The organism is Amycolatopsis sp. w19 (genome assembly GCF_051373225.1).
Classification (GTDB): Bacteria; Actinomycetota; Actinomycetes; order Mycobacteriales; family Pseudonocardiaceae; genus Amycolatopsis; species Amycolatopsis japonica.
Genome location: NZ_JBPQFM010000002.1, coordinates 313,864 through 333,383 on the forward strand (window position 1 = coordinate 313,864; position 19,520 = coordinate 333,383).

Below are 19,520 nucleotides of genomic sequence, written 5' to 3' on the forward strand. Positions count from 1 at the left end.
TCGCGGCCGTGCGTCCAGCGGGAAGCTGGGCCGTCGAGACCTCCGGAGGACTTCCGATGGTGACCACTTACGCGGCGGTCGCCTCGAGAACCTCGGCCGGTCGCTGCTTCTCCTGCGCCGACAACGGTTTCGCCAGACTGAAGTAGGTGCCGATCACGATCGCGCCCTGCAGGATCGCCAGCCCCCAGAACGCGTAGGGCACGGTGGTCGCGTCCGCCAGCGCGGACAGCCCGACCGTCGCCCCGACACCGAGCCCGAGCCCGAGTGCCTGGGTGCTGCCGAAGATCCGGCCGACCCGCTCCTCCGGGCTGGCCCGCATCAGCAGCGTGCGCGCCGCGATCCGGCCCTGCGCGAAACAGAAGCCGGCGAACGGGATCGCCGCCATCAGCGCGATGTAGTGCAGTGGCTGGATCGCCAGGCAGATCAGGTTGCCGAGGGTGCCGAACACGGCCAGATGGATGCCCTTGAACCGTTTGCTGACCTTGCCGTACGCCGCCGCGCCGACGATGAAGCCGACACCCGCCAGCGCGTCGACCACGCCGATCATCCACGCGCCCTGGTCGAAGGTCTGCAGGATCAGCGTCGTCAGGATGACGTTGGCGACCATCAGGCCGATGTTGCCGTTGGCGTACAGCAGCGCGAGCCGCTTGATCGGCTGGCGCACCGGGGCTTCGACCGGCGCCGACGGGTCGGTCGCCGCGGCCTCCTCGGCCACGGGTGCCTTGGCGGGCTTGCGGCCGATCGCGTAGACCAGCACGGCCGAGAGGATGAAGCTCAGCGAGTTGAACACGAACAACGGCGTGGCACCGAACCAGATCACCAGGAAGCCCGCCAGCGAAGACGCCAGCAGCATGCCGGCGTTGCTCGCCATCTCGAAATGCGAGTTGAACTTCCCGAGCCGCTCGTCGCGGATCCGTTCCTTGATGAGGCCGTTGCTGGCGGGCATGAACAACGCCGCGGTGCAGGCGAGCATGAAGTTCGCTATATAGGAACCGAGGTTCGCCGGGCCGCCGAGCCACAGCCACACCGGCAGCGCGAACGCGGTCATCGCGCTCACGAGGTCCGCCGCCACGCACAGCATCCGGCGGTCGACCTTGTCGACCAGCTTCCCGAACAGGACCGCGAGCGCGACCTGCGGGATGGACACCGCGATGAACAGCCAGCCGACCGCGAGGGTGGTCTGCTCGGCGTGGAAGACCAGGATCGCGGCGGCGGTGATCTGGAACGCGTTGCCCGCCGTGGTGACGAATCCCGCCGGGACCAGCAGGCGTTCGGCGAGCCGGGAACTCCGGGCTGCGTCGGTGGATGGGGTGCTGTCGAGTGACATGGTGGGTCAGACCTCGCTCGTCGGGGGGAATTCCAGTGAGGGCACGGGGAAGGCCGTGGTGTGCGTGACGTCGAACGCGGCCGCGGTGATCCGGAGGGCGAACCCGCCCGCCGCGGCGGCACGTTCGGCGAGGTCGATCAGGATCGGTGAGGCACAGCCGATCAACGCGCGCAGTTCGAGGAAGAGGTCACCGAGCCGTGCGCGGAGCATCTCCTGGTCGAGGTTGCCCTTCAGGGTGCGTTCCGTCGCCGCCCGCAGGCGTTCGACGTGCTGCACGATCAGATCGGCGGCCCGGCTGAGGCTGAAGTCCTCCAGCTCGTAGTTCAGGGCGAACCGGGAGACCATCGCGGCGGCCCGTTCCGTGGCTTCGGTCGACACCGGGAGCGAGCCGTTCTCGCCGCCGACCTCGGCGGTGAGCTTGGCCAAGGTCTCGGCGAGCTCGTTCCAGGGCGTGACGAGCCGCTCCCCCGCGACCTTTTCCAGCGCGGCACGGGAGAAGTTGGTCCGCGCGAACTCGGGGGCGGTGAGGTTGAGGTGGAACCGCGCGATGTCGCGGGGCACCTCGGCCGCCAGTTCACGGGCCCAGACCACGTGTCCCTTGCTGGTGGAGAACTTCTCGTTCTCCAGCTCGTAGAACTCGTTGACCAGCAAGGTGTCCGGGAGGACGTAGCGCCCTTCGAGGGCGATCAGCTCGGCGATGTGGACGACGCCCCAGGTGAACAGGGGGTCGAATCCCATGAACACGACGACCCGCGCGTCGTTCTCCGCGAGCCAGGCGTCGTCGTCGGCGGCCTTCGGTTTCCCGTTGCGCCGCAACGCGTACTCGGTGCAGTACATCGAGGCGGGCATCCCCTCGACCCACGCGTTGAGCCGTTGCCCCGGCGTCTGGAGGAACGGCGCCGGCAGGCCCCATTTCACCGGGTACGTGATCGCGAAGTCGGGCAACGGCCCGGACAGCAGTTCCCGCATCAGCCCGAGCACGTGCGGCCGCCACGCGGGACCGCGCTCCTCGTAGTAGGCCAGGAGTTGTTCGCGGTACTCCGAGACCGGGAAGACCATGATCTCGGTCTCGCGGTAGGTCACCTCGTCGGCCGGGTCGAGCACCGAGTACGGCTCGATGAGCGCGTCGAAGTCGATCGGATGCCCGCAGCCCTCGCAGAATCCGCCGCGGCTGTCGGCGAGGCACGTCGGGCAGCCACCGCCGACGAAACCCTCGACCAGGAACTCGCCCTTGCTCTCGCTGTAGGGCAGCCGCACCTTGCGCAGACGCAGCTTTCCCTTGTCGTACAAGCGCTTGACGTAGTCGTGGACGAGCGCCTTGTAGCCGTCGTCGGTCGGCGAGAAGCCGTCGACCTCGACCCCCATCGCGGTGAACGTGCGCTGGATGTTCTCGGTCGACTGCTCCACCAGTTCGGGGGGCGTCAGCCCGACCCTGGCCGCGCTGGTGACGAGGTAGGTCTGGCTGTCGTCGGTGCAGGAGGCGAACACGGCCTCGCGGCCGGCCGCGCGCAGGTACCGGCGGTGCACGTCGGCACCGAGGTACGGGCCGGCGATATGCCCGATGTGCAGGTCGCCGTTGGACGTCGGGGGGCCGCCGATGATCACGACCGGTCGCTCGTCGGTCATCCTCACGCCTCCGCCTCGTGCCGGGCGGCGAACTTCACCGTCATGTCGGAGTCCCACCAGATCGCGTACATCTCGAAGTCCTCGGCACCGTCGTTGAGGATGCGGTGCTCGGTGCCGGGCTTGTGGAACTCGATGTCGCCGGGGCGGAAGGCGCGGCGCTCGCCCCCGGACTCGACGACCGCCTCGCCGCTGACGGCGATGAAGATCTCGTACTCGTGGTGGGAATGCGCACCCGTCGCGCCGTGCGCGGGCACCGTCACCCAGGCGCCTTCGAACGGCGCGTTCAGCGCCGCCCACGGCAGCAGCCGCTGGCCGTAGGCACCGTTTTCGAAGACCATCTTTTCCCGCTCGAGCGGACGGATCTCCATGACTTCCTCTTCCTTCGTGGGTCAGCGGGTGGCGACGATGGGGGCGGTTTCCGACGTCGGCTGCGGCGGCACCGAGGGGTTCTCACCGCGGTGGGCGAGGATGTCCTGCAGGATGTCGTTGGCACGCGGGGCGAGGACGCTCAGCAGCGAGTCCGCGATCCCGTGCGTCGCCTCGTTGACGCCCTGGAGGTAGACGGCCGCGGTGGCGGGCTGCTCGATCTCCAGCCGGTAGTCGCGGGTCACCTTGATCTCCGACAGCCCGATCGACTTCGCGATCTCCTGAACCATCCTCGGCATCTCCGGGGAGAAGCCGGTGCCGAGCAGCACGAGATCGGTGCGCAGTTCCTGGACCTCGCCGGTACGCCGGTCCGTCAGTTCCAGCACGATCTCGTCGCCCTCGTCGCGGGCGTCGGTGATGTCGCTCATCGTGATCATCGTCAGCCGCGAACGGCCGGAGAGGCGGTCCAGGTAGATCGAGCGGTAGAGCGCGTCCATCGTGCCCGGGGCGAGCCCGGAGTAGTTCGTGTGGTGCATCTCCTTGAGCATCTGCTCGCGCGCTTCGGGCCGCGCCTCGAAGAACTTGTCCACATGGGACGGGAAGAAAAGCTCGTTGTTGAACTTGCTGCTCTCGTAGTAGTTCAGGCCGATCGAACGCATCACCATGGTCGGCTTGCATTCGGGCAGGTCCTTCTGCACCGCGCTGAACAGTTCCGCCGCGCTCTGCCCGGCGCCGATCACCGCGACGCGGTACGGGAGATCCTTGCGCAGCTTGGCGATCCTCGGCAGGTACTGCGTGCTGTGGATGACGCGGTCCTGGTTCACCGTCCGGAGCCGGTCGGGGATCCGCGCATCGCGGCCCGCGCCGACCACCAGGTACCGGCTGCGGATGGTCTCGCCGTCGGCGACGTGGGTGTCCCAGCCGGTGAGCGTGCCGTCCGTCCACACGGGAGTGATTTCGAGGCACTCGCGGCCGCGCTGCAGGTCCACCAGGGAAAGCGAGTCGGCCGTCCACTTGAGATAGTCAGCGAGCTCCACCCGGTACGGGACGAAACTGCCCATGTTCACGAACTCGTTGAGCCGATCGGTGGCGTGCAGGTAGTTGAGGAACGAGAAGCGGCTGCGCGGATTGCGCAGGGTCACCAGATCCTTGAGGAACGAGACCTGCGAGAGGGCCTCGGGCAGGAGCATCCCCCGCTGCCAGGAGACCTCTTCGTCGCGTTCGAGCAGGACCGATTCGCGGGCCAGTCCGGGCGCGAGCTCTTCCAGCGCCACGGCCAAGGCCAGGTTCGACGGTCCTGCTCCGACTGCGAGCAGCTCGACATCACGGTTCGCCATTTGTTCGCTCCGCCATCTTTGTGAGTGCTGGGAAGGTGTTCTGTGGTTCCGGTGCGCGGTCAGCCACCGGCGGCCACCGAGGGCAGCAGGGGGTGCGCGGTCAACCGGACCTGGGCCATGGCCTTGTCCAGCACCGCCTCGCAGTCGTCGGGATCGACGCCCGCGCAGATCACGTACGCGTGGCGCGAGATGAACTCCGCCGGCGGCAGCCGCAGGCGCGAACCCGGCTCGACGAGCCTGTCCGCGGCGAGGATCCCGTTGTTCCGCAAGGAATCCGGCACGGACACGGACTCGACGACACAGTCCTGTTTCGGGTAGCCGAACCGGACGCCGACCCACCGGGGCTCGGCCTCGTGCGGGATGTGGGGGCGCATGCCGAGCGCGACGTCGACCGCGGCCGCGCCGGGGTCGATCCCGGTCGCGAACTTGGCGAGCAACGGGATCAGGTCGCCGCCTAGCCTGCCGTTGATCTCCACGATCACCGGCCCGCGTTCGGTGAGCTTGAGCTCGGTGTGGGTGATGCCGTACCGGAAGTCGATCGCGCCGTGCGCGCGGGCCAGCGTCGAGCGCAGGGCCGGGTCGGCGAGCAGTTCGTCCGCGGAACTGACCAGATGGCCGAGCTCCTCGAAGTACGGATGCATGCCGACCGTCTTGCGCGCCACGAACATCGGCGTGTACTCGCCGTCGACGACGGCGCCGTCCACACTGATCTCCGGGCCGCTCAGGTACTCCTCGACCAGCGCCCCGCCCTTGTAGGCGGGAGAGCCGTTGAAGCTGGCGTCCTCCGCGGTCCGGAACGCCTTCCGCACCGCCTCGGCGTCTTCCGCGAGACTGACGCCGATGCTGGCCCCGCCGCCGCGCGGTTTGACGACGACCGGATACCCGATCCGCTCCGCCACGCGGACCGCCTGGTCGTCGTCGTGCACGAACCCGAAATCGGGCTGCGCGACACCGGCCGCGGTGAGCGTCCGCCGGCTGAACCACTTGTCACGGCAGCCTTCGATCGCGGAGACCCCGGCGCCCGGGACGCCGAGTTCGTCCGCGACATGCGCCGCCGCCACGATCAGCGCCTCGTCCCAGCACACCACGCCGAGCACCGGCGTGGTGGCGTGGAGCGCGCGGGCCGCGGCCAGCACGGCGTCCTGGTCCTGCGTGTCCAGCACGGTCGCGCCGGTGATGTAGCGCTCCTGCCAGGTCGGTTCGGTCCCGTTGAACAACCACAAGGGATGCCGGTGCCCGGCCGACGCCAACAGGTACTCCCGGTACGGCCGCATCCCGCAGCCGATCACCAGGACAACACCCTCCGCTGAGCTCATTCCCTCTCCCCACCAGCCCGTCACTTCGTCGCGGGCTACTACATCCCGGGGGCGGGTTGACCGGAACCCTTGATTCGGGAAGAACAATCAACGAGATGCGTGGTGAGGGCGCGGGTGCTACGAGGAATGAACCGTCAGGAGGCCGTGATGCTCGAACCCGCGGACCGCGGACGGGAAGAACCTCGGAGTGTTCTCCCCGGACATCGGCCGCCAGTTGCTCGCCTTGGGGTTGATCGACGTGCGGTTCCGGCCGGCTTAGTTCCGGTTGCCGTACGACTGCTCGCACGGGTACCCGTCACGGTCGGCGTCCCAGCTCAGCGGGCGCCCCGCGTTCACCCAGGCGTTGTACGCGTACGTGTAGGAGACTCCGTCGGCGAACAGGCGCTGGCACGACGTGAGCGAAGGCGCCCGGGTGACCGTCACCGGCGGCTCGACCACGACCACCGAGGTGGCGGGCGGCGCGACGACGGCGGTGGTCGTGGCGGGCGGCGGCACGATCTCCCGCACCACGGTGACCGGTGTCCCGGCCGTCGTCGTCCCGCACCCGCCCAGTGCCGCGACGGCACCCGCCGATACCAGCAGTGCCGCGACCATCCTGTTCATCCTCTTGCCTCCCGGTGGAACCGCCGAATCCTCACGCGAGGGAGAACGGCGGTTTCACCGGTGACATAACGGGTTTCGCGCGATCGGAGCCGCAAGTCCCCGGAAGTCGGGCGCTTCGGCACGGACCGGGCAGGGCCGGAAGGCCCTAGGATTGTATGACGTTCACCATCCACGAGATGCCGAACTTGTCGGTGCAGGCACCGAATTCGTCACCCCACATCTGCTTTTCGAAGGGAACCGAAACGGTACCTTCGGCGGAGAGTTTCTCCCAGTATCCGCGCAATTCCTCACCGTCGTCGCCGCTGAGGCTGACCGACAGGTTGGTGCCCGGTTTGTGCTCCATTCCCGGCGGCGTGTCCGACGCCATGATCGTGTAGCCGCTCGGGGAATCGAGCTGGCTGTGCATGATCTGATCCTCCGCCGGCGTTCCCGCCATACCGGACTCACCGAACGTATTCAGCGTCAGTTCGCCGCCGAACACCGACTTGTAGAACTCCATGGCCTGCCGGGCGTCGCCGGCGAAGCTGATGTAGGGATTGAGACGAGAAGCCACTGGAACGCTCCTTCTGGTCGGGTCACGAGCATCCTGGCAGACGCCTCCCGACGCGACAACGGCTGGACTACGGCCGGGTGAATCCTTCGCGCAACGAAAATTCAACGCCGTTCACCGAATTCGTGAGCGATTTCCCGAATGCCGCTTTAATGTCGGCACATGCCCGCGTTCCGGATCCACCCCGCGACGGCCGACCGGTTCGGCGACGTCGCGACCATCCTCAATCCGAACGGGAACGACCGCGCCTGCTGGTGTCTCGCCTACCGCGCGAAACCCGCGGACTACAGCCGGTTGCGCGGCGACGAACGCGCCGAACACGTCCGCGCCCTGTGCGCGGCGGACCCGGCGCCCGGCGTGCTCGCCTACGACGGCGCCACCCCGGTCGGCTGGTGCGGCGTCGGCCCGCGCGCGCACCTGCACCGGATGACGCGTTCCCGCACGATGCCGCCGATCGACGACGTCCCGGCGTGGACGGTCGTCTGTTTCGTCGTCCGCTCCGGTCATCGCCGGAAGGGTGTGGCGCACGCACTGCTGGACGGGGCCGTCTCGTACGCGCGTTCGCACGGCGCCCCGGTCATCGAGGGCTATCCCGTCGATCCCGGCGAAGGGCGGATCAACTCCTCCGCGGCGCACGTGGGGACCATCGGACTGTTCGCGGCCGCGGGGTTCGAGCTCGTCGAAGAGACCAAGGCGCGGTCGGACCGGAAGCCGCGCTGGCTGATGCGGCTGGACCTGCGCTCTTGAGCGGCGCCTCCACGAGCGAAGGGGCCCTTCACCGCATCGGACGCGGCGAAGGGCGCCTTCAGCCCACCGCGGTTCCGACCCTCACAGTCGACCGCTCTCCGATAACTAACGATTGACTTTCGATAGATAACGCGCGAAACTCGATGCATGATCACAGGTCAACGGGCGGTCGCGCCCCTCCGGGTGTTCCTCGTGCTGCTCTTCGGGATCCTGGTCCTCTTCCAGACCATGTCCCTGCCGGGCCAGTTCGCGCACATGGCACGGCAGGATCCGGAAATGGCGTACCTGCGCTGGCCCGCGACGGCGGTCTCCGTCTTCTGGGTGCTGTGCGTCCAGGTCGTGGTCGTCGCCACCTGGCAACTGCTCTCCCTGGTCAAGAAGGACCGCATCTTCACCGAGGCGTCCTTGCGCTGGGTGGACGCCATCGTCTGGGCGATCCTCGCGGGCTGGGTCGTGCTGGCGGGCGTGTTCCTCTACGTCGGCTTCAACGCCGACGACCCCGGCCTGCCGCTGCTGTTGTTCCTGGCGTTGATCGGCGTCGCCGTGCTGGGCTTGCTCATGATCGTGATGCGTACGCTGCTGCGGCAGGCCACCACCCTGCGCTCCGACCTCGAACAGGTGATCTGATGCCGATCGTCGTCCGCATCGACGTCGAACTGGCCAAGCGCAAGCTGAGCGTCGGCGAGTTCGCCGAACTCGTCGGGCTCACCCCGGCGAACGTCGCGGTGCTGAAGAACGGCCGTGCCAAGGCCGTCCGGTTCAGCACGCTCGAAGCGATGTGCCGGGTGCTCGAATGCCAGCCCGGTGACCTGCTCGAGTGGGTCCCAGACGAGTCTTAGGCCGCCGAGAACTTCAGGTGGAAGTTGTCCAGCGTCGCCGGCAACGGCCGCTCCGGTCCGAGGACGGCACCGGAGGTCAGTTCGAAACGGCGATCCTTGATCAGCCACGCCAGCATCGTGCTCGCGCAGAACAGCACCAGATCCCGGCCGGGGCAGATGGCGGGACCGGCACTGAACGGGACCAGCGCGGGATTCGCCGCCGCGCTGCCGTCCAGCCAGATCCCGGGTTCGAACCGGTCGGCGCAGGGCAGCGATTCGGGATCGCGGTGGAAGAACGGGGTGAAGATCAGCACCGTGGTCCCGGCGGGTCCCCACGCCGTCTCGGCCGTGCTCTCGCGCAGCAGTGCGGGGGTGGTCGGCCACAGCCGGACCGATTCGAGGACGCAGGCGCGCAGGTACGGGAACTGACCGGGCACGGTCAGGCCGGCGTCCGCGACCTCGTCGTCGGCGCGTTCCCGGGCAGCCGGGTGGGTGGCCAGCAGCGCGAGCGCGCGGAAGGTGACGATCCCGGCGGCGTCGAACGCGAAGAGCCAGTGGGCGACCTGGTCGGCGACGACCTCCATCGTCCGTTCGCCCGCCGGGCCCGCCGCCGCGATGGCTTCGGCGAGGCTGCCCGGCTCCGCCCGTTCGAGATGGCCGACGAGCCGGGTGCGGAACTGGTCGTGGAGCCGGTCGCGCCGAGGGTGCGCGTACGCCCAGTTCCCGTCTTTCCGGCGCGCGCGTAATCGGTTTGTCCCACGGCCGGGCGGGGCATCCGGCCTCCGTGGCGACCAAGGCACCCAGGGCGGATCCGCCCGAGACCGCCGACCTGGGTCATGGTGGTCGGCGAACAACCGGGTGACCAGGAGGATCGGCAGGGCGCCCCGTTCGTGGGACCCGCGGGGCGGGTTTCGACCGCCGGAAGGTCTACGTCACCAACGCGGTCAAGCACTTCAAGTTCGACCGCGACGAACGCGGCAAGCGGCGGATCCACAAGACTCCGTCGAAGACCGAGATCGTCGCCTGCCGTCCGTGGCTGCACGCCGAACTGGCGGCGATCCACCCGGAGCTGCTGATCTCCCTCGGCGCGACGGCGGCGAAGGCGCTGCTGGGCGACGACTTCCGCATCACGCGCAGCCGCGGCGAGCGGATCGACCTCCCCGAGTTCGCCACCACCGCGGTCGCCACGGTGCATCCGTCCGCGGTCCTGCGCGACCGCTGAATCAAGCCACTTCGGAGCTGCTGCCGCTGTCGTGCAGGCCGAGCATGTCCAGCAGGGTCGCACAGTCTTCGGGGCTCTTGGCCCGCGAAGCCACGGCGAGGGCCGCCCTCCGACGGATGGCCTCCTGCTCCGGTGTGTCCTGGCCTTCCGGCAGCAGGTCCGGCACCGGATGAAGTCCTAGTTCGTTGTGCATCGGTTCCCCCTTGGCTGAAGGATGACGTGACTGCTTGGTACCCGCGTTCGCGGGTTTGAACACAGGTGTCCCCGTTCGGGTGCGCAGAGACACAGAGCGACTGCTCCGTCCGTGTGAATCAGCTCCGCAGCGCCGGGAGCAGGGTGTCTTCGGCGAAGCGCAGGAAGCCTTCTTGCTGGTCGCCGCCGATCTGGATCAACGCCAGATCGGTGAACCCCGCCGCCTCGAATTCACCCGCCCGCTTCACGATCCCGTCCACGTCGGGCCCGCACGGGATCGCCGCGGCGACGTCGTCCGGCGTGACGAACTGGGTGGCCCCGGCGAATCCTGCGGGCCCCGGCAGTTCGGCGTTGACCTTCCACCCACCGCCGAACCAGCGGAACTGCTCGTGCGCCCGCTGGATCGCGGCGTCGCGATCCTCGCCCCAGGACACCGGCAGCTGCGCGATCTTCCTGGTGGGCGGGCCGACTTTGGTGGCGTCCCACTCCCGGCTCAGGGATTCGTCCGGCTCCACCGCGATCATCGCGTCCGCGATCGGCGCGAACCGGGTCACCGACTGCGACCCGGACACCGCGACCGCGAGCGGGACGCGCTGCTCGGGCAGGTCCCAGAGTTTCGCCGAGTTCACCCGGAAGTGGTCACCCTTGTAGTTGAAGTAGCCGCCGTCGAAGAGCCCGCCGATGATCTGGACCGCTTCGCCCAGCATCTCGTGGCGGACGTTCGCCGGTGGCCAGCCGCGGCCGACGACGTGCTCGTTGAGGTTCTCCCCCGCGCCGAGCCCGAGGGTGAACCGGCCGTCCGACAACGCCTGGACGGTCGCCGCCTTCTGCGCCACCACCGCCGGGTGATAGCGCATGGTCGGGCAGGTCACGAAGGTCATCAGTTCGACCCGTTCGGTGCTCTGGGTGACCGCTCCCAGCACGCTCCACGCGTACGGCGAATGCCCCTGCTCGTCGAGCCACGGCGAATAGTGGTCGCTCATCACCTCGAAGTCGAACCCCGCCTTCTCGCCTCCGGCGGCGTGTCCCACCAGGTCCTTCGGTCCGGCCTGTTCGGTCATGAGTGTGTAGCCGATGCGCATCGAAGCCTCCTTCGCGTCGACCACCGCGTACCCGCCCGTTCCCGGTATCAACCGGACGTTTATCCAGCGAATCGAACGGGGTACCTGATCCGCAGAAGGAGAGGAGCCGCGATGCCCCAGCAGGCTTGGAGCGACAAACGAGAACGTCAGTACGAGCACATCAAGGATTCGGTGAAGGACCGGGGCGCGAGCACCGGCCGGGCCGAGGAGATCGCCGCGCGGACGGTCAACAAGAACCGCGCGCAGGCGGGCGAGTCACGCGAGGCCGGCCGGACGTCCCTGGAGGACATGTCACCGCAGCGGCGAGGTGGCAAGCGGTCCGGCAACCGGCTGGGCCCGAACGGGCCGACGAAGGACCAGCTCTACAACGAAGCGAAGCAGCGCAACGTCAAGGGCAGGTCGAAGATGTCCAAAAAGGAGCTCCAACGAGCTCTGGGCCGTTGAGCACGCGTCACGCGGCGGATCCCCGTCGCGGTCATCCCACGGCCAAGGACGGATGGATTTCATAATGGACGCATATGGGCGGGGCGGACTGACCCCGCAGACCAGGCCACAGTCGAACGGTCAGTCCGACCGGGTCGAACTCCGACTGCCCGCCGAGGCGGAGCAGATCCCTCTCGTCCGCACGCTCACCCACGGTGTGGTGGCCCGTGCGGACTTCGGCTTGGACGCCATTTCAGACGCGAAGATGGCCGTCGACGAAGCCTGTTCCCAACTTGTCCAGCCCGCGGAACTGGGAGCCGTTCTTTGTTGCGTCTTTCACGAGATACCGGAAGGAATCGCCGTCTCCATCTCGACGCGGACGAGCAAGCCCTACCTGCCGAGCGAGACGACCTTCGGCTGGCACGTCTTGACGACCTTGACCGGGTCGGTGACCGCGCGCTGCGAACCGATCCCCGGCGAACTGGGGGGCACGACGACGATCGAGCTCGTCCTGGCCCCGGGAACGAGCGACGGGTGAGTGGCGAGCGCAAGACACTCACCCGGCAGGCGGACGACTACGCCCACTGCGAACCCCTCTTCGAGGAGTTGTCGTCGCTGCCGGAGGACTCTCCGCGCCGCCAAGATCTGCGTGCCCGGCTCGTCACCGAGCTCCTGCCGCTCGCCGAGCACATCGCCACCCGGTTCTCCGGCCGGGGCGAACCCCGCGAGGATCTGGTGCAGGTGGCGCGGATCGGTCTGATCAACGCGGTCGACCGGTTCGATCCCGGCCGTGGGCACGACTTCCTCTCGTTCGCCGTGCCCACGGTGATGGGTGAGGTCCGGCGTCACTTCCGGGACACCGGCTGGTCGGTCCGGGTACCGCGGCGGCTCAAGGAACTCCACGTCTCGCTCAGCCAGGGCACGGCGGCGCTGTCGCAGCGGCTCGGCCGCGCGCCGACGCCGACCGAACTCGCCGAATACCTCGGGCTCGAGGTCAACGACGTCCGCGAAGGACTGCTGGCCGGCCAGGCGTACCAGACGTTGTCGGTCGACAAACCGGTCCACGACAACGCCACCGAGGCCCTCTCGCTCGCCGACACGATCGGCGAGGAGGACCACGAGATGGCGTTGGTGGAGACCCACGAGGCGCTGCAACCGCTGCTGCGGGAACTCCCGAAGCGCGAACGCGCGATCCTCGTCATGCGGTTCTTCGGTGGCTACACCCAGACGCAGATCGCGGAACGCATCGGCATCTCGCAGATGCACGTTTCGCGGCTCCTGTCGCAGACGCTGGAACAGCTGCGCGGCAAGCTCTCGGAGTAGCGCGGAACGACGATCGCTCGTGATTGGGGGCGGAAACAGCGAGTTCCGCCCCCAATCACGTGTGTTCCGGCTCCAAGCACACGTGAAGGCCCCTTCACCGCGTCCAGCGCCAGGCCCCGGCAAAGTCGCATAAGCGCTGGTCAAGCGGTGACCAAGGGAAGCTCGTCACGCTGATCCCCACACATCGCTCGACCGTCCACAGGGGACACCGCCAAGGCGGTCCTGCCCCGATTTGGGCGTTTTCCGGGGTGGTCGTGAGTGTTTTTGGTCGTTCTAACGACAATCGCCACTCACGACCCCACTCAGAAACCGTACAAATACGAATCAAACGGACATTTATCCGCCCGGTGGCGTCCTTTGTGGACGGAAACAGGTGAACCTCCTGTCATCCACCGACTTTGCCGACCCCCTTCACTGCGTCCAGCGCAGTGAAGGGGGCCTTCACGGGAAAAGACCTACGCGGGTTTCAGCGGATCGTGCCCCACTGACATCAGCTTGTGCCGCCAGTGCGCCTGGCCCGCGACCGGTTCCAGGTCGTCGCGCCGTTCGTCCGTCACCCGGCGGACGACCGAGCGCATCACCCGCTCGTCCTCGGCGGTGAGGTCGGTCCGGCGCTTGCCGAGGATGCCCAGCACATGCCGCCCGGTCGGCGTCCCCGCCTGGTCCGGCAGTACTTCGTCTTCGTCGTCGGCCGACCGCGTACGCAGCCAGTCGACCAGTTCCCGCGAGGTCATGTTGACCACGCGATGGAATTCTTCCCACAGTTCGTCATCGATCTCGTGCACGGCGAAACCTCCTGCCAGCACTCGACTTCTACGGCGTCGTGTACGGCGCCTGGTGTTCGATCGACGGGCTCGCCGCCGGGTAACGGCCGTCCTGCCCGGGCACCGGCGTCACGGTCGTGCCCTGCTGTTCGGGCTCGACGCGCTGCCGGGGACGGTTGATGACCGCTTCGGCCTCCTGCTCACCACGGATCCGCGAGAGCACGCTGAGCGTGATCGCGTGGGCGATGGCCAGTACCAGCAGCAGGACACCGAGCCTGCCCACCACACCGGGCAGGTCGCTGCCCCCGATGTCGATGGTCGACAGCAGCGCCAAGACACCCAACGTCGCGAGGTGGAACAACACCGTCACGAGCCAGGTCATGGACGCGCCCGCGGCCGGATCCCCGTGGGAACCCCGCAGGTAGCGCTTACCGCTCTGGTAGATGATCAGACCGTCGAGCATGACCAGCGCCACCCCGATGACGAGGAAGGCCACGTATGCGTTGGTAGTCATGCCGGAACGCTCCCTTCGTAATGGACCTCACCCCATGAGATACCCGGGACCTCCCCCTGGAAAACGCCGTTTTCCAGGGGGAGGTCCCGGGTGATGGTCAGCTGCCGGGGCGGTCCACGTCACCGCGCCACGCGCCCGACTCGCGGCCGCGGCTTTCGATGAAGTCCTTGAACCGCTTCATGTCGCCCTTGATGCGGCGGTCGAGTACGCCGAGTTTGTCGGCGACGTTCTCGGCGAAGCCTTCCGGGTCGATCTCCATCTGCGCCGTGACACGGGTCTTGTTGTCGTCGAGGCGATGGAAGGTGATGACGCCCGCGTGGTCGGGACCGGAGTCCGAGGTCCACGCGACACGTTCGTCGGGATGTTGTTCGGTGATCGTCGCGTCGAATTCCCGGCTCACCCCACCGAATTTGGTCACCCAGTGGGTGTGGGTCGCGTCGATCTGACGGATCTCTTCGACACCTTCCATGAACTGCGGGAAGCTCTCGAACTGAGTCCACTGGTTGTACGCGGTCTTCACCGGGACTTCGACGTCCACCATTTCGGTGATCGTGCTCATGCATCCTCCTGTCGGTTGGGTGCTTTTCGAGCCGGCACTCCCCGGCTACCCGGCGCTCAGTGGAGCGAAACACGCTGTGATTGACCCGCCGGGCGGCCGGGTACCCGGCGGGCAGAACGCTCCGAGGAGGTGCCCCATGATCGAAGAGACCCACCGGAAGCCGCCCGAGGAAAGGTCGGTCGGCGAGCTGGTTTCCGATCTCGGTGACGAGGTCAAACACCTGGTCCGCGACGAGATGCGGCTCGCCGTGTTCGAGTTGCAGGGCAAGGGCAAGAAAATGGGGGTCGGCGCCGGATTGTTCGGCGCGGCGGGCATTTTCGCGCTCTTCGGCCTGGCGACGCTGATCACCGCCGTGGTGCTGGCCCTCGCCCTGGTCATGCCCGCGTGGCTGGCGGCCGTGGTGACGGGCGCGGCGCTTCTGCTGATCGGCGGTCTTTCCGCGCTCGTCGGCAAGAAGGAGGTCACGAGCGCGACCCCGCCGGTGCCGGAAGAAGCCATCGAGGGTGTCCGCGCCGATGTCGACACCGTCAAGCAAGGAGTCCGCTCATGAGCGATTTCCCCAAGAACGCCGAAGAAGCCCGCGCCGATCGTGACGTGACGCGCGAAGAACTCACCGAGACCCTCGACGCGCTGGGCAAGAAGATGGACGTCAAAACGAGGGTGAACGACACCCTCGACGCGAAGGTCGATCAAGCCAGCGCGAAGATCTCCGACAAGGTTTCCGAGCCCGCGGCCGACAAGTTCCGCCAGGGCACCGAAATCGTCCGTGCCAATCCCCTGCCGATCTTCGCCGGCGTGCTCGCGTTGCTCGTCACGATCCGGCTGATCCTGCGAAAGAGGTCTTCGTCGTGAACAAGGTTCTCTACAAACCGCTGAACATGGTCGTGAGCGCCGCGGGCGGTGTCCTCGCCGGGATCGCGTTCAAACAGATCTGGAAACGCGTGAGCGGTGAGGAAGACGCGCCGAACGCCACGGACCGGGACTTCACTTGGACCCAGGTGATCGTCGCGGCCGCCGCGCAGGGCGCGATCTTCGGTGCGGTGAAGGCCGCCACCGAACGGGCGGGCGCGGTCGGCTACCGCAAGGCGACCGGCGACTGGCCCACGGAGGACTGACGATGCGCGTCGTGATCATCGGAGGCGGTTTCGCCGGGTACAACGCGGCGAAGACCCTGCTCAAATCGGTCGGCGACGACACCGAGATCGTGGTGCTGAACCCGACCGACTACTTCCTCTATCTCCCCTTGCTCCCCGAAGTCGCCGCCGGGATCTTGGAACCGCGGCGGATCTCGGTGTCCATCCCGGGCACGCTGCGCGGGGTGCGCCTCGTGCTCGGCACGGCGACCTCCGTCGACTTCGAGGGCCGCACCGTGGCCTACACCGACCCGGAAGACCGCGAACACCACCTCGGCTACGACCGCCTGGTGCTCGCCGCGGGGAGTGTCAACAAACTGCTGCCGATCCCCGGCGTGCCGGAATACGCCCACGGTTTCCGTGGCCTGCCCGAAGCCCTGTACCTGCGGGACCACGTCACCCGGCAGATAGAGCTCGCCGCTTCCGCGAAGGATCCGGCCGAGCGCGACGCGCGCTGCACGTTCGTCGTGGTCGGCGCCGGGTACACCGGGACCGAGGTCGCCGCGCAGGGGCCGGCGTTCACCGCCGCGCTCGCCGCCCGGCACCCCGAACTGAAGGATCAGAAGATCCGGTGGCTGCTGCTGGATCTGGCCGTCCGGGTCCTGCCGGAACTCGACCGGCGGCTCGGCACCACCGCGGACGAGGTGTTGCGCGCACGCGGTGTCGAGGTGCTGATGAAGACGTCGATCGAGGACGCCGGGCAAGACGGGGTCACCCTGACCTCCGGTGAATCCGTGCCGACCCACACCCTGGTGTGGTGCGTCGGCGTCCGGCCGGATCCGCTCATCGCGGATCTGGGGCTGAAGACCGCCAAGGGCAGGCTGGTCGTGACGGCGCAGCTGAACGTCCCCGGGCGGCGCGACGTCTACGCGTGCGGGGACGCGGCGGCCGTACCCGACCTGACCAGGCCCGGCGAGTACACGCCGATGACGGCCCAGCACGCCGAACGGCAGGGCAAGCTCGCCGGCAAGAACGTGGCGGCGTCACTCGGACACGGGTCGCACGGTACCTACCGGCACCACGACCTCGGCTTCGTCGTCGACCTCGGCGCCCACCAGGCGGCCGCGAATCCCTTGCACATCCCGCTTTCCGGGCTCGCCGCGAAGGCGGTCACCCGCGGCTACCACCTGCTGGCCATGCCGGGCAACCGGCTGCGGACCGCCACCGACTGGGCCTTGGACGCGGTGACGAAACGGCAGACCGTCCAATTAGGACTGGTCCGATCGGGTTCGGTGCCGCTGGACACGGATTCCCCCGAACTCCCCCGCACGAACTGCTAGAGGAGACGCCCATGACCGCCGAATCCGATCCCGTCCGCGCCGAAGGACCCTCCGTGGTCACCGAGGGCGGTGACGAAGCGGCCAAACTGCTGGTCCTCGACCCCGCGGGCGAGGGGAAGCACGGTGAACTCCCGGCCACGTGGCGGCCGCTCGCGGCCCGGCGTCAGGTCATCTGGTGCAGGCTGCCCGTCGACGGCGCGCTCAGCCAGGCCGAAGACGTCCTCGGCGACGCGGAACCCGGCGGCCCGCCGATCGACGTGGTGGCCGCCGGCGACTCGGCCGCGGACGCGCTGCGGCTGGCCGAACGCCATCCCGGCGCCGCGTCCCATGTCCTGCTGGTCGACCCGGTACCGGACGAATCCTCCGAACTGGCCGAACGGGTGCGCTCCGGCGGGACCGCGGTGGACGTGCTGCCCCACAGCACCGGCGAGCCGTACAACCGGATCCCGCCGCCGCTGCCGCTCGGGCATCCCGACGTCGTCGCGGGGGTCACCAAGATCCTCGAGGACGTTTAGCCGCCGGGACGGGGCGGTATCCGGCGCCCATGAGCGAAACCGTTGCGGACCATGTTCTGACCAGGCTGCGCGAATGGGACGTGGAGCAGGTCTTCGCCTATCCCGGCGACGGTATCAACGGGCTGGTGACCGCGTTCGGCACGGCGGAGAACAAGCCACGTTTCGTGCAGACGCGCCACGAGGAGATGGCGGCGTTCGCCGCCGTCGGATACGCGAAGCTGAGCGGGCGGCCCGGTGTCTGCATGGCGACGTCCGGCCCCGGGGCGATCCACCTGCTCAACGGCCTCTAAGACGCCAAACTCGACCACGTGCCGGTGGTGGCGATCGTCGGGCAGACCGCGCGCAGCGCGATGGGCGGCAGCTACCAGCAGGAGGTGGACCTGCAGGCGCTGTTCAAGGACGTCGCGAGCGAATACCTCGTCGAGGTGAACGTCCCCGAGCAACTGCCGAACGCCCTCGACCGCGCCCTCCGCACGGCCATCGCCCAGCGCGCGCCCACGGCGCTGATCATCCCGGCGGATCTGCAGGAGGAGACCTATCAACCGCCGCAGCACGAGTTCAAGCACGTGCCGTCCTCCCCGCCCGATCACCCGCGGGCCAGTGTCATCCCGCCGTCGGACGAGGTCGCCCGCGCGGCCGAGGTGCTGAACGCGGGCGATAAGGTCGCGATCCTGCTCGGGCAGGGCGCGCGCAACGCCGTCACCGAGGTACGCGAGGTGGCCGGGCTCACCGGCGCCGGAGTGGCGAAAGCGTTGCTGGGCAAGGATGTCCTGCCCGACGACCTGCCCTACGTCACCGGCTCCATCGGGCTGCTCGGCACACGGCCGACGTACGAGATGATGCGGGACTGCGACACGCTCCTGATCGTCGGCTCGAACCTGCCGTACGCGCAGTTCCTGCCGGAATTCGGCCAGGCGCGGGCCGTCCAGATCGACATCGATCCCCGGTTCCTCGGGCTGCGCTACCCGACCGAGGTCAACCTGCTTGGCGACGCGAAAGGCACCTTGCAGCGGCTGATCCCGTTGCTGCAAGGGAAAACCGAGCGCGGCTGGCGCGAGCGGATCGAGAAGAACGTCGGCGAATGGCAGGAGACGCTGACCCGGCAGGCGATGCTGGAGGCGGAACCGGTCAACCCGATGCGGATCGTGCACGAACTTTCCGAGCGGATCCCCGAGGACGCCATCGTCACCGCCGACTCCGGTTCGGCCACCAACTGGTACGCCAGGAACCTCCGGATGCGCGGCCGCATGCGGGGCACGCTGTCCGGCACACTCGCGACGATGGGTTCCGGTGTCCCCTACGCGATCGGCGCGAAGTTCGCCCATCCCGACCGGCCGGTGATCGCGCTGGTCGGCGACGGCGCGATGCAGATGAACGGGATGGCGGAACTGCTGACCATCGCCCGGTACCGCGAACTGTGGACGGATCCGCGGTGCGTCATCTGCGTGTTCCACAACGGTGATCTGAACCAGGTCACCTGGGAACTGCGCGCCATGGGCGGCGCGCCGAAGTTCGAGCCGTCGCAGACCTTGCCGGAAGTGTCCTATTCGGACTTCGCGCTGGAGATCGGCCTGGGCGGGATCGCCGTCGACGATCCCGCCCGGCTCGGCGAGGCGTGGGACGTCGCGCTGTCGACCGACGTGCCGACCGTGCTCGACGTCCGCTGCGATCCCGAGGTGCCGCCGATTCCGCCGCACGCCACCTTCGAGCAGGTGAAGTCGATGACCGAAGCCGTCCTCAAGGGCGAACCCGATGCCTGGCACCTGCTGACGCAGGGCATCAAGACGAAGATGCAGGAACTGCTGCCCTCGCGCCGCTGAGGT

The 19,520-nt window shown here is 68.2% G+C and carries 24 protein-coding genes and 2 pseudogenes; 13 read left to right on the forward strand and 13 right to left on the reverse strand.

Annotated features, from left to right (window positions below):
* Positions 1-67: 67 nt before the first annotated feature.
* From ACSMFO_RS05945 to ACSMFO_RS05975, 7 genes are all read right to left on the reverse strand, one after another.
* The gene (locus ACSMFO_RS05945; protein WP_436457328.1) at positions 68-1,327 is read right to left on the reverse strand and encodes an MFS transporter; all 1,260 of its coding nucleotides are present in this window, start codon (positions 1,325-1,327) and stop codon (positions 68-70) included.
* Positions 1,328-1,333: 6 nt separating this feature from the next.
* The gene (locus ACSMFO_RS05950; protein ID WP_436457329.1) at positions 1,334-2,953 is read right to left on the reverse strand and encodes a class I tRNA ligase family protein; all 1,620 of its coding nucleotides are present in this window, start codon (positions 2,951-2,953) and stop codon (positions 1,334-1,336) included.
* Between the two features lie 2 nt (positions 2,954-2,955).
* Positions 2,956-3,321 carry a cupin domain-containing protein gene (locus ACSMFO_RS05955; protein WP_037344297.1) on the reverse strand — a complete coding sequence of 122 codons (366 nt, stop codon included), beginning with the start codon at positions 3,319-3,321 and terminating at the stop codon, positions 2,956-2,958.
* Positions 3,322-3,342: 21 nt separating this feature from the next.
* Positions 3,343-4,656 (reverse strand): lysine N(6)-hydroxylase/L-ornithine N(5)-oxygenase family protein, encoded by a 1,314-nt coding sequence (locus tag ACSMFO_RS05960; protein ID WP_038515235.1) that lies wholly within the window; start codon positions 4,654-4,656, stop codon positions 3,343-3,345.
* Positions 4,657-4,715: 59 nt separating this feature from the next.
* On the reverse strand, positions 4,716-5,972 hold the full coding sequence (locus tag ACSMFO_RS05965) for an ATP-grasp domain-containing protein (RefSeq protein WP_436457332.1): 1,257 nt from the start codon (positions 5,970-5,972) through the stop codon (positions 4,716-4,718).
* Positions 5,973-6,227: 255 nt separating this feature from the next.
* Complete coding sequence (locus tag ACSMFO_RS05970; RefSeq protein WP_360097632.1) at positions 6,228-6,575, reverse strand: hypothetical protein; 348 nt, start codon at positions 6,573-6,575, stop codon at positions 6,228-6,230.
* A gap of 145 nt (positions 6,576-6,720) precedes the next feature.
* The gene (locus ACSMFO_RS05975; protein WP_038515242.1) at positions 6,721-7,128 is read right to left on the reverse strand and encodes a VOC family protein; all 408 of its coding nucleotides are present in this window, start codon (positions 7,126-7,128) and stop codon (positions 6,721-6,723) included.
* 159 nt (positions 7,129-7,287) lie between these two features.
* Between ACSMFO_RS05975 and ACSMFO_RS05980 the strand changes: the two genes are divergently transcribed.
* The 3 genes from ACSMFO_RS05980 (at position 7,288) to ACSMFO_RS05990 (ending at position 8,711) form a co-directional block, all read left to right on the forward strand.
* Complete coding sequence (locus tag ACSMFO_RS05980; RefSeq protein WP_436457334.1) at positions 7,288-7,872, forward strand: N-acetyltransferase family protein; 585 nt, start codon at positions 7,288-7,290, stop codon at positions 7,870-7,872.
* 147 nt (positions 7,873-8,019) lie between these two features.
* On the forward strand, positions 8,020-8,499 hold the full coding sequence (locus ACSMFO_RS05985) for a DUF2975 domain-containing protein (protein ID WP_360132348.1): 480 nt from the start codon (positions 8,020-8,022) through the stop codon (positions 8,497-8,499).
* Positions 8,499-8,711 (forward strand): helix-turn-helix domain-containing protein, encoded by a 213-nt coding sequence (locus tag ACSMFO_RS05990; protein WP_436457336.1) that lies wholly within the window; start codon positions 8,499-8,501, stop codon positions 8,709-8,711. Before ACSMFO_RS05985 ends, ACSMFO_RS05990 begins: the two co-directional genes overlap by 1 nt.
* On the opposite strand, the gene ACSMFO_RS05995 is transcribed toward ACSMFO_RS05990, so the two are convergent.
* Positions 8,708-9,490 carry a cytochrome P450 gene (locus tag ACSMFO_RS05995; RefSeq protein WP_436457338.1) on the reverse strand — a complete coding sequence of 261 codons (783 nt, stop codon included), beginning with the start codon at positions 9,488-9,490 and terminating at the stop codon, positions 8,708-8,710. The two genes, ACSMFO_RS05990 and ACSMFO_RS05995, sit on opposite strands and share 4 nt — an antisense overlap.
* On the opposite strand from ACSMFO_RS05995, the pseudogene ACSMFO_RS06000 reads away from it, so the two are divergent.
* Positions 9,475-9,912, forward strand: a pseudogene (locus ACSMFO_RS06000) (uracil-DNA glycosylase family protein). The gene ACSMFO_RS05995 and the pseudogene ACSMFO_RS06000 overlap by 16 nt on opposite strands.
* Position 9,913: 1 nt before the next feature.
* On the opposite strand, the gene ACSMFO_RS06005 reads toward ACSMFO_RS06000, so the two are convergent.
* Both ACSMFO_RS06005 and ACSMFO_RS06010 read right to left on the reverse strand, forming a co-directional pair.
* A complete protein-coding gene (locus tag ACSMFO_RS06005) occupies positions 9,914-10,105 on the reverse strand; it encodes a hypothetical protein (RefSeq protein WP_073847206.1) in 192 nt (63 codons plus the stop codon).
* 118 nt (positions 10,106-10,223) lie between these two features.
* Positions 10,224-11,186, reverse strand: a complete 963-nt coding sequence (locus ACSMFO_RS06010) for a TIGR03557 family F420-dependent LLM class oxidoreductase (protein ID WP_436457339.1) — start codon at positions 11,184-11,186, stop codon at positions 10,224-10,226.
* 111 nt (positions 11,187-11,297) lie between these two features.
* On the opposite strand from ACSMFO_RS06010, the gene ACSMFO_RS06015 reads away from it, so the two are divergent.
* From ACSMFO_RS06015 to ACSMFO_RS06025, 3 genes are all read left to right on the forward strand, one after another.
* Complete coding sequence (locus ACSMFO_RS06015; RefSeq protein WP_436457341.1) at positions 11,298-11,630, forward strand: plasmid stabilization protein; 333 nt, start codon at positions 11,298-11,300, stop codon at positions 11,628-11,630.
* 64 nt (positions 11,631-11,694) lie between these two features.
* Positions 11,695-12,147 carry an anti-sigma factor gene (locus tag ACSMFO_RS06020; protein ID WP_360132336.1) on the forward strand — a complete coding sequence of 151 codons (453 nt, stop codon included), beginning with the start codon at positions 11,695-11,697 and terminating at the stop codon, positions 12,145-12,147.
* The gene (locus ACSMFO_RS06025; protein WP_016333486.1) at positions 12,144-12,932 is read left to right on the forward strand and encodes a SigB/SigF/SigG family RNA polymerase sigma factor; all 789 of its coding nucleotides are present in this window, start codon (positions 12,144-12,146) and stop codon (positions 12,930-12,932) included. Before ACSMFO_RS06020 ends, ACSMFO_RS06025 begins: the two co-directional genes overlap by 4 nt.
* A 455-nt stretch (positions 12,933-13,387) precedes the next feature.
* Here the strand turns inward: ACSMFO_RS06025 and ACSMFO_RS06030 are convergent, their stop codons facing one another.
* The 3 genes from ACSMFO_RS06030 to ACSMFO_RS06040 all read right to left on the reverse strand — a co-directional run bounded on the left by ACSMFO_RS06030 (position 13,388) and on the right by ACSMFO_RS06040 (position 14,769).
* Positions 13,388-13,717, reverse strand: a complete 330-nt coding sequence (locus ACSMFO_RS06030; RefSeq protein WP_436457343.1) for a DUF3140 domain-containing protein — start codon at positions 13,715-13,717, stop codon at positions 13,388-13,390.
* A 28-nt stretch (positions 13,718-13,745) separates the two neighbouring features.
* Positions 13,746-14,210: a hypothetical protein gene (locus ACSMFO_RS06035; protein ID WP_037344284.1), complete on the reverse strand. Its 465-nt coding sequence runs from the start codon at positions 14,208-14,210 to the stop codon at positions 13,746-13,748.
* A gap of 97 nt (positions 14,211-14,307) precedes the next feature.
* On the reverse strand, positions 14,308-14,769 hold the full coding sequence (locus ACSMFO_RS06040; RefSeq protein ID WP_038515258.1) for an SRPBCC family protein: 462 nt from the start codon (positions 14,767-14,769) through the stop codon (positions 14,308-14,310).
* 136 nt (positions 14,770-14,905) lie between these two features.
* Between ACSMFO_RS06040 and ACSMFO_RS06045 the strand changes: the two genes are divergently transcribed.
* The 6 genes and pseudogenes from ACSMFO_RS06045 to ACSMFO_RS06070 all read left to right on the forward strand — a co-directional run bounded on the left by ACSMFO_RS06045 (position 14,906) and on the right by ACSMFO_RS06070 (position 19,517).
* Positions 14,906-15,319 (forward strand): phage holin family protein, encoded by a 414-nt coding sequence (locus ACSMFO_RS06045; protein ID WP_436457345.1) that lies wholly within the window; start codon positions 14,906-14,908, stop codon positions 15,317-15,319.
* Positions 15,316-15,621, forward strand: a complete 306-nt coding sequence (locus ACSMFO_RS06050; protein WP_436457347.1) for a DUF3618 domain-containing protein — start codon at positions 15,316-15,318, stop codon at positions 15,619-15,621. Before ACSMFO_RS06045 ends, ACSMFO_RS06050 begins: the two co-directional genes overlap by 4 nt.
* On the forward strand, positions 15,618-15,884 hold the full coding sequence (locus ACSMFO_RS06055) for a DUF4235 domain-containing protein (RefSeq protein WP_007030245.1): 267 nt from the start codon (positions 15,618-15,620) through the stop codon (positions 15,882-15,884). Before ACSMFO_RS06050 ends, ACSMFO_RS06055 begins: the two co-directional genes overlap by 4 nt.
* A 2-nt stretch (positions 15,885-15,886) precedes the next feature.
* The gene (locus tag ACSMFO_RS06060; protein WP_436457349.1) at positions 15,887-17,182 is read left to right on the forward strand and encodes an NAD(P)/FAD-dependent oxidoreductase; all 1,296 of its coding nucleotides are present in this window, start codon (positions 15,887-15,889) and stop codon (positions 17,180-17,182) included.
* A gap of 11 nt (positions 17,183-17,193) precedes the next feature.
* Complete coding sequence (locus ACSMFO_RS06065; RefSeq protein WP_436457351.1) at positions 17,194-17,697, forward strand: hypothetical protein; 504 nt, start codon at positions 17,194-17,196, stop codon at positions 17,695-17,697.
* 29 nt (positions 17,698-17,726) lie between these two features.
* A pseudogene (locus ACSMFO_RS06070) lies at positions 17,727-19,517 on the forward strand (thiamine pyrophosphate-requiring protein).
* Positions 19,518-19,520 lie beyond the last annotated feature (3 nt).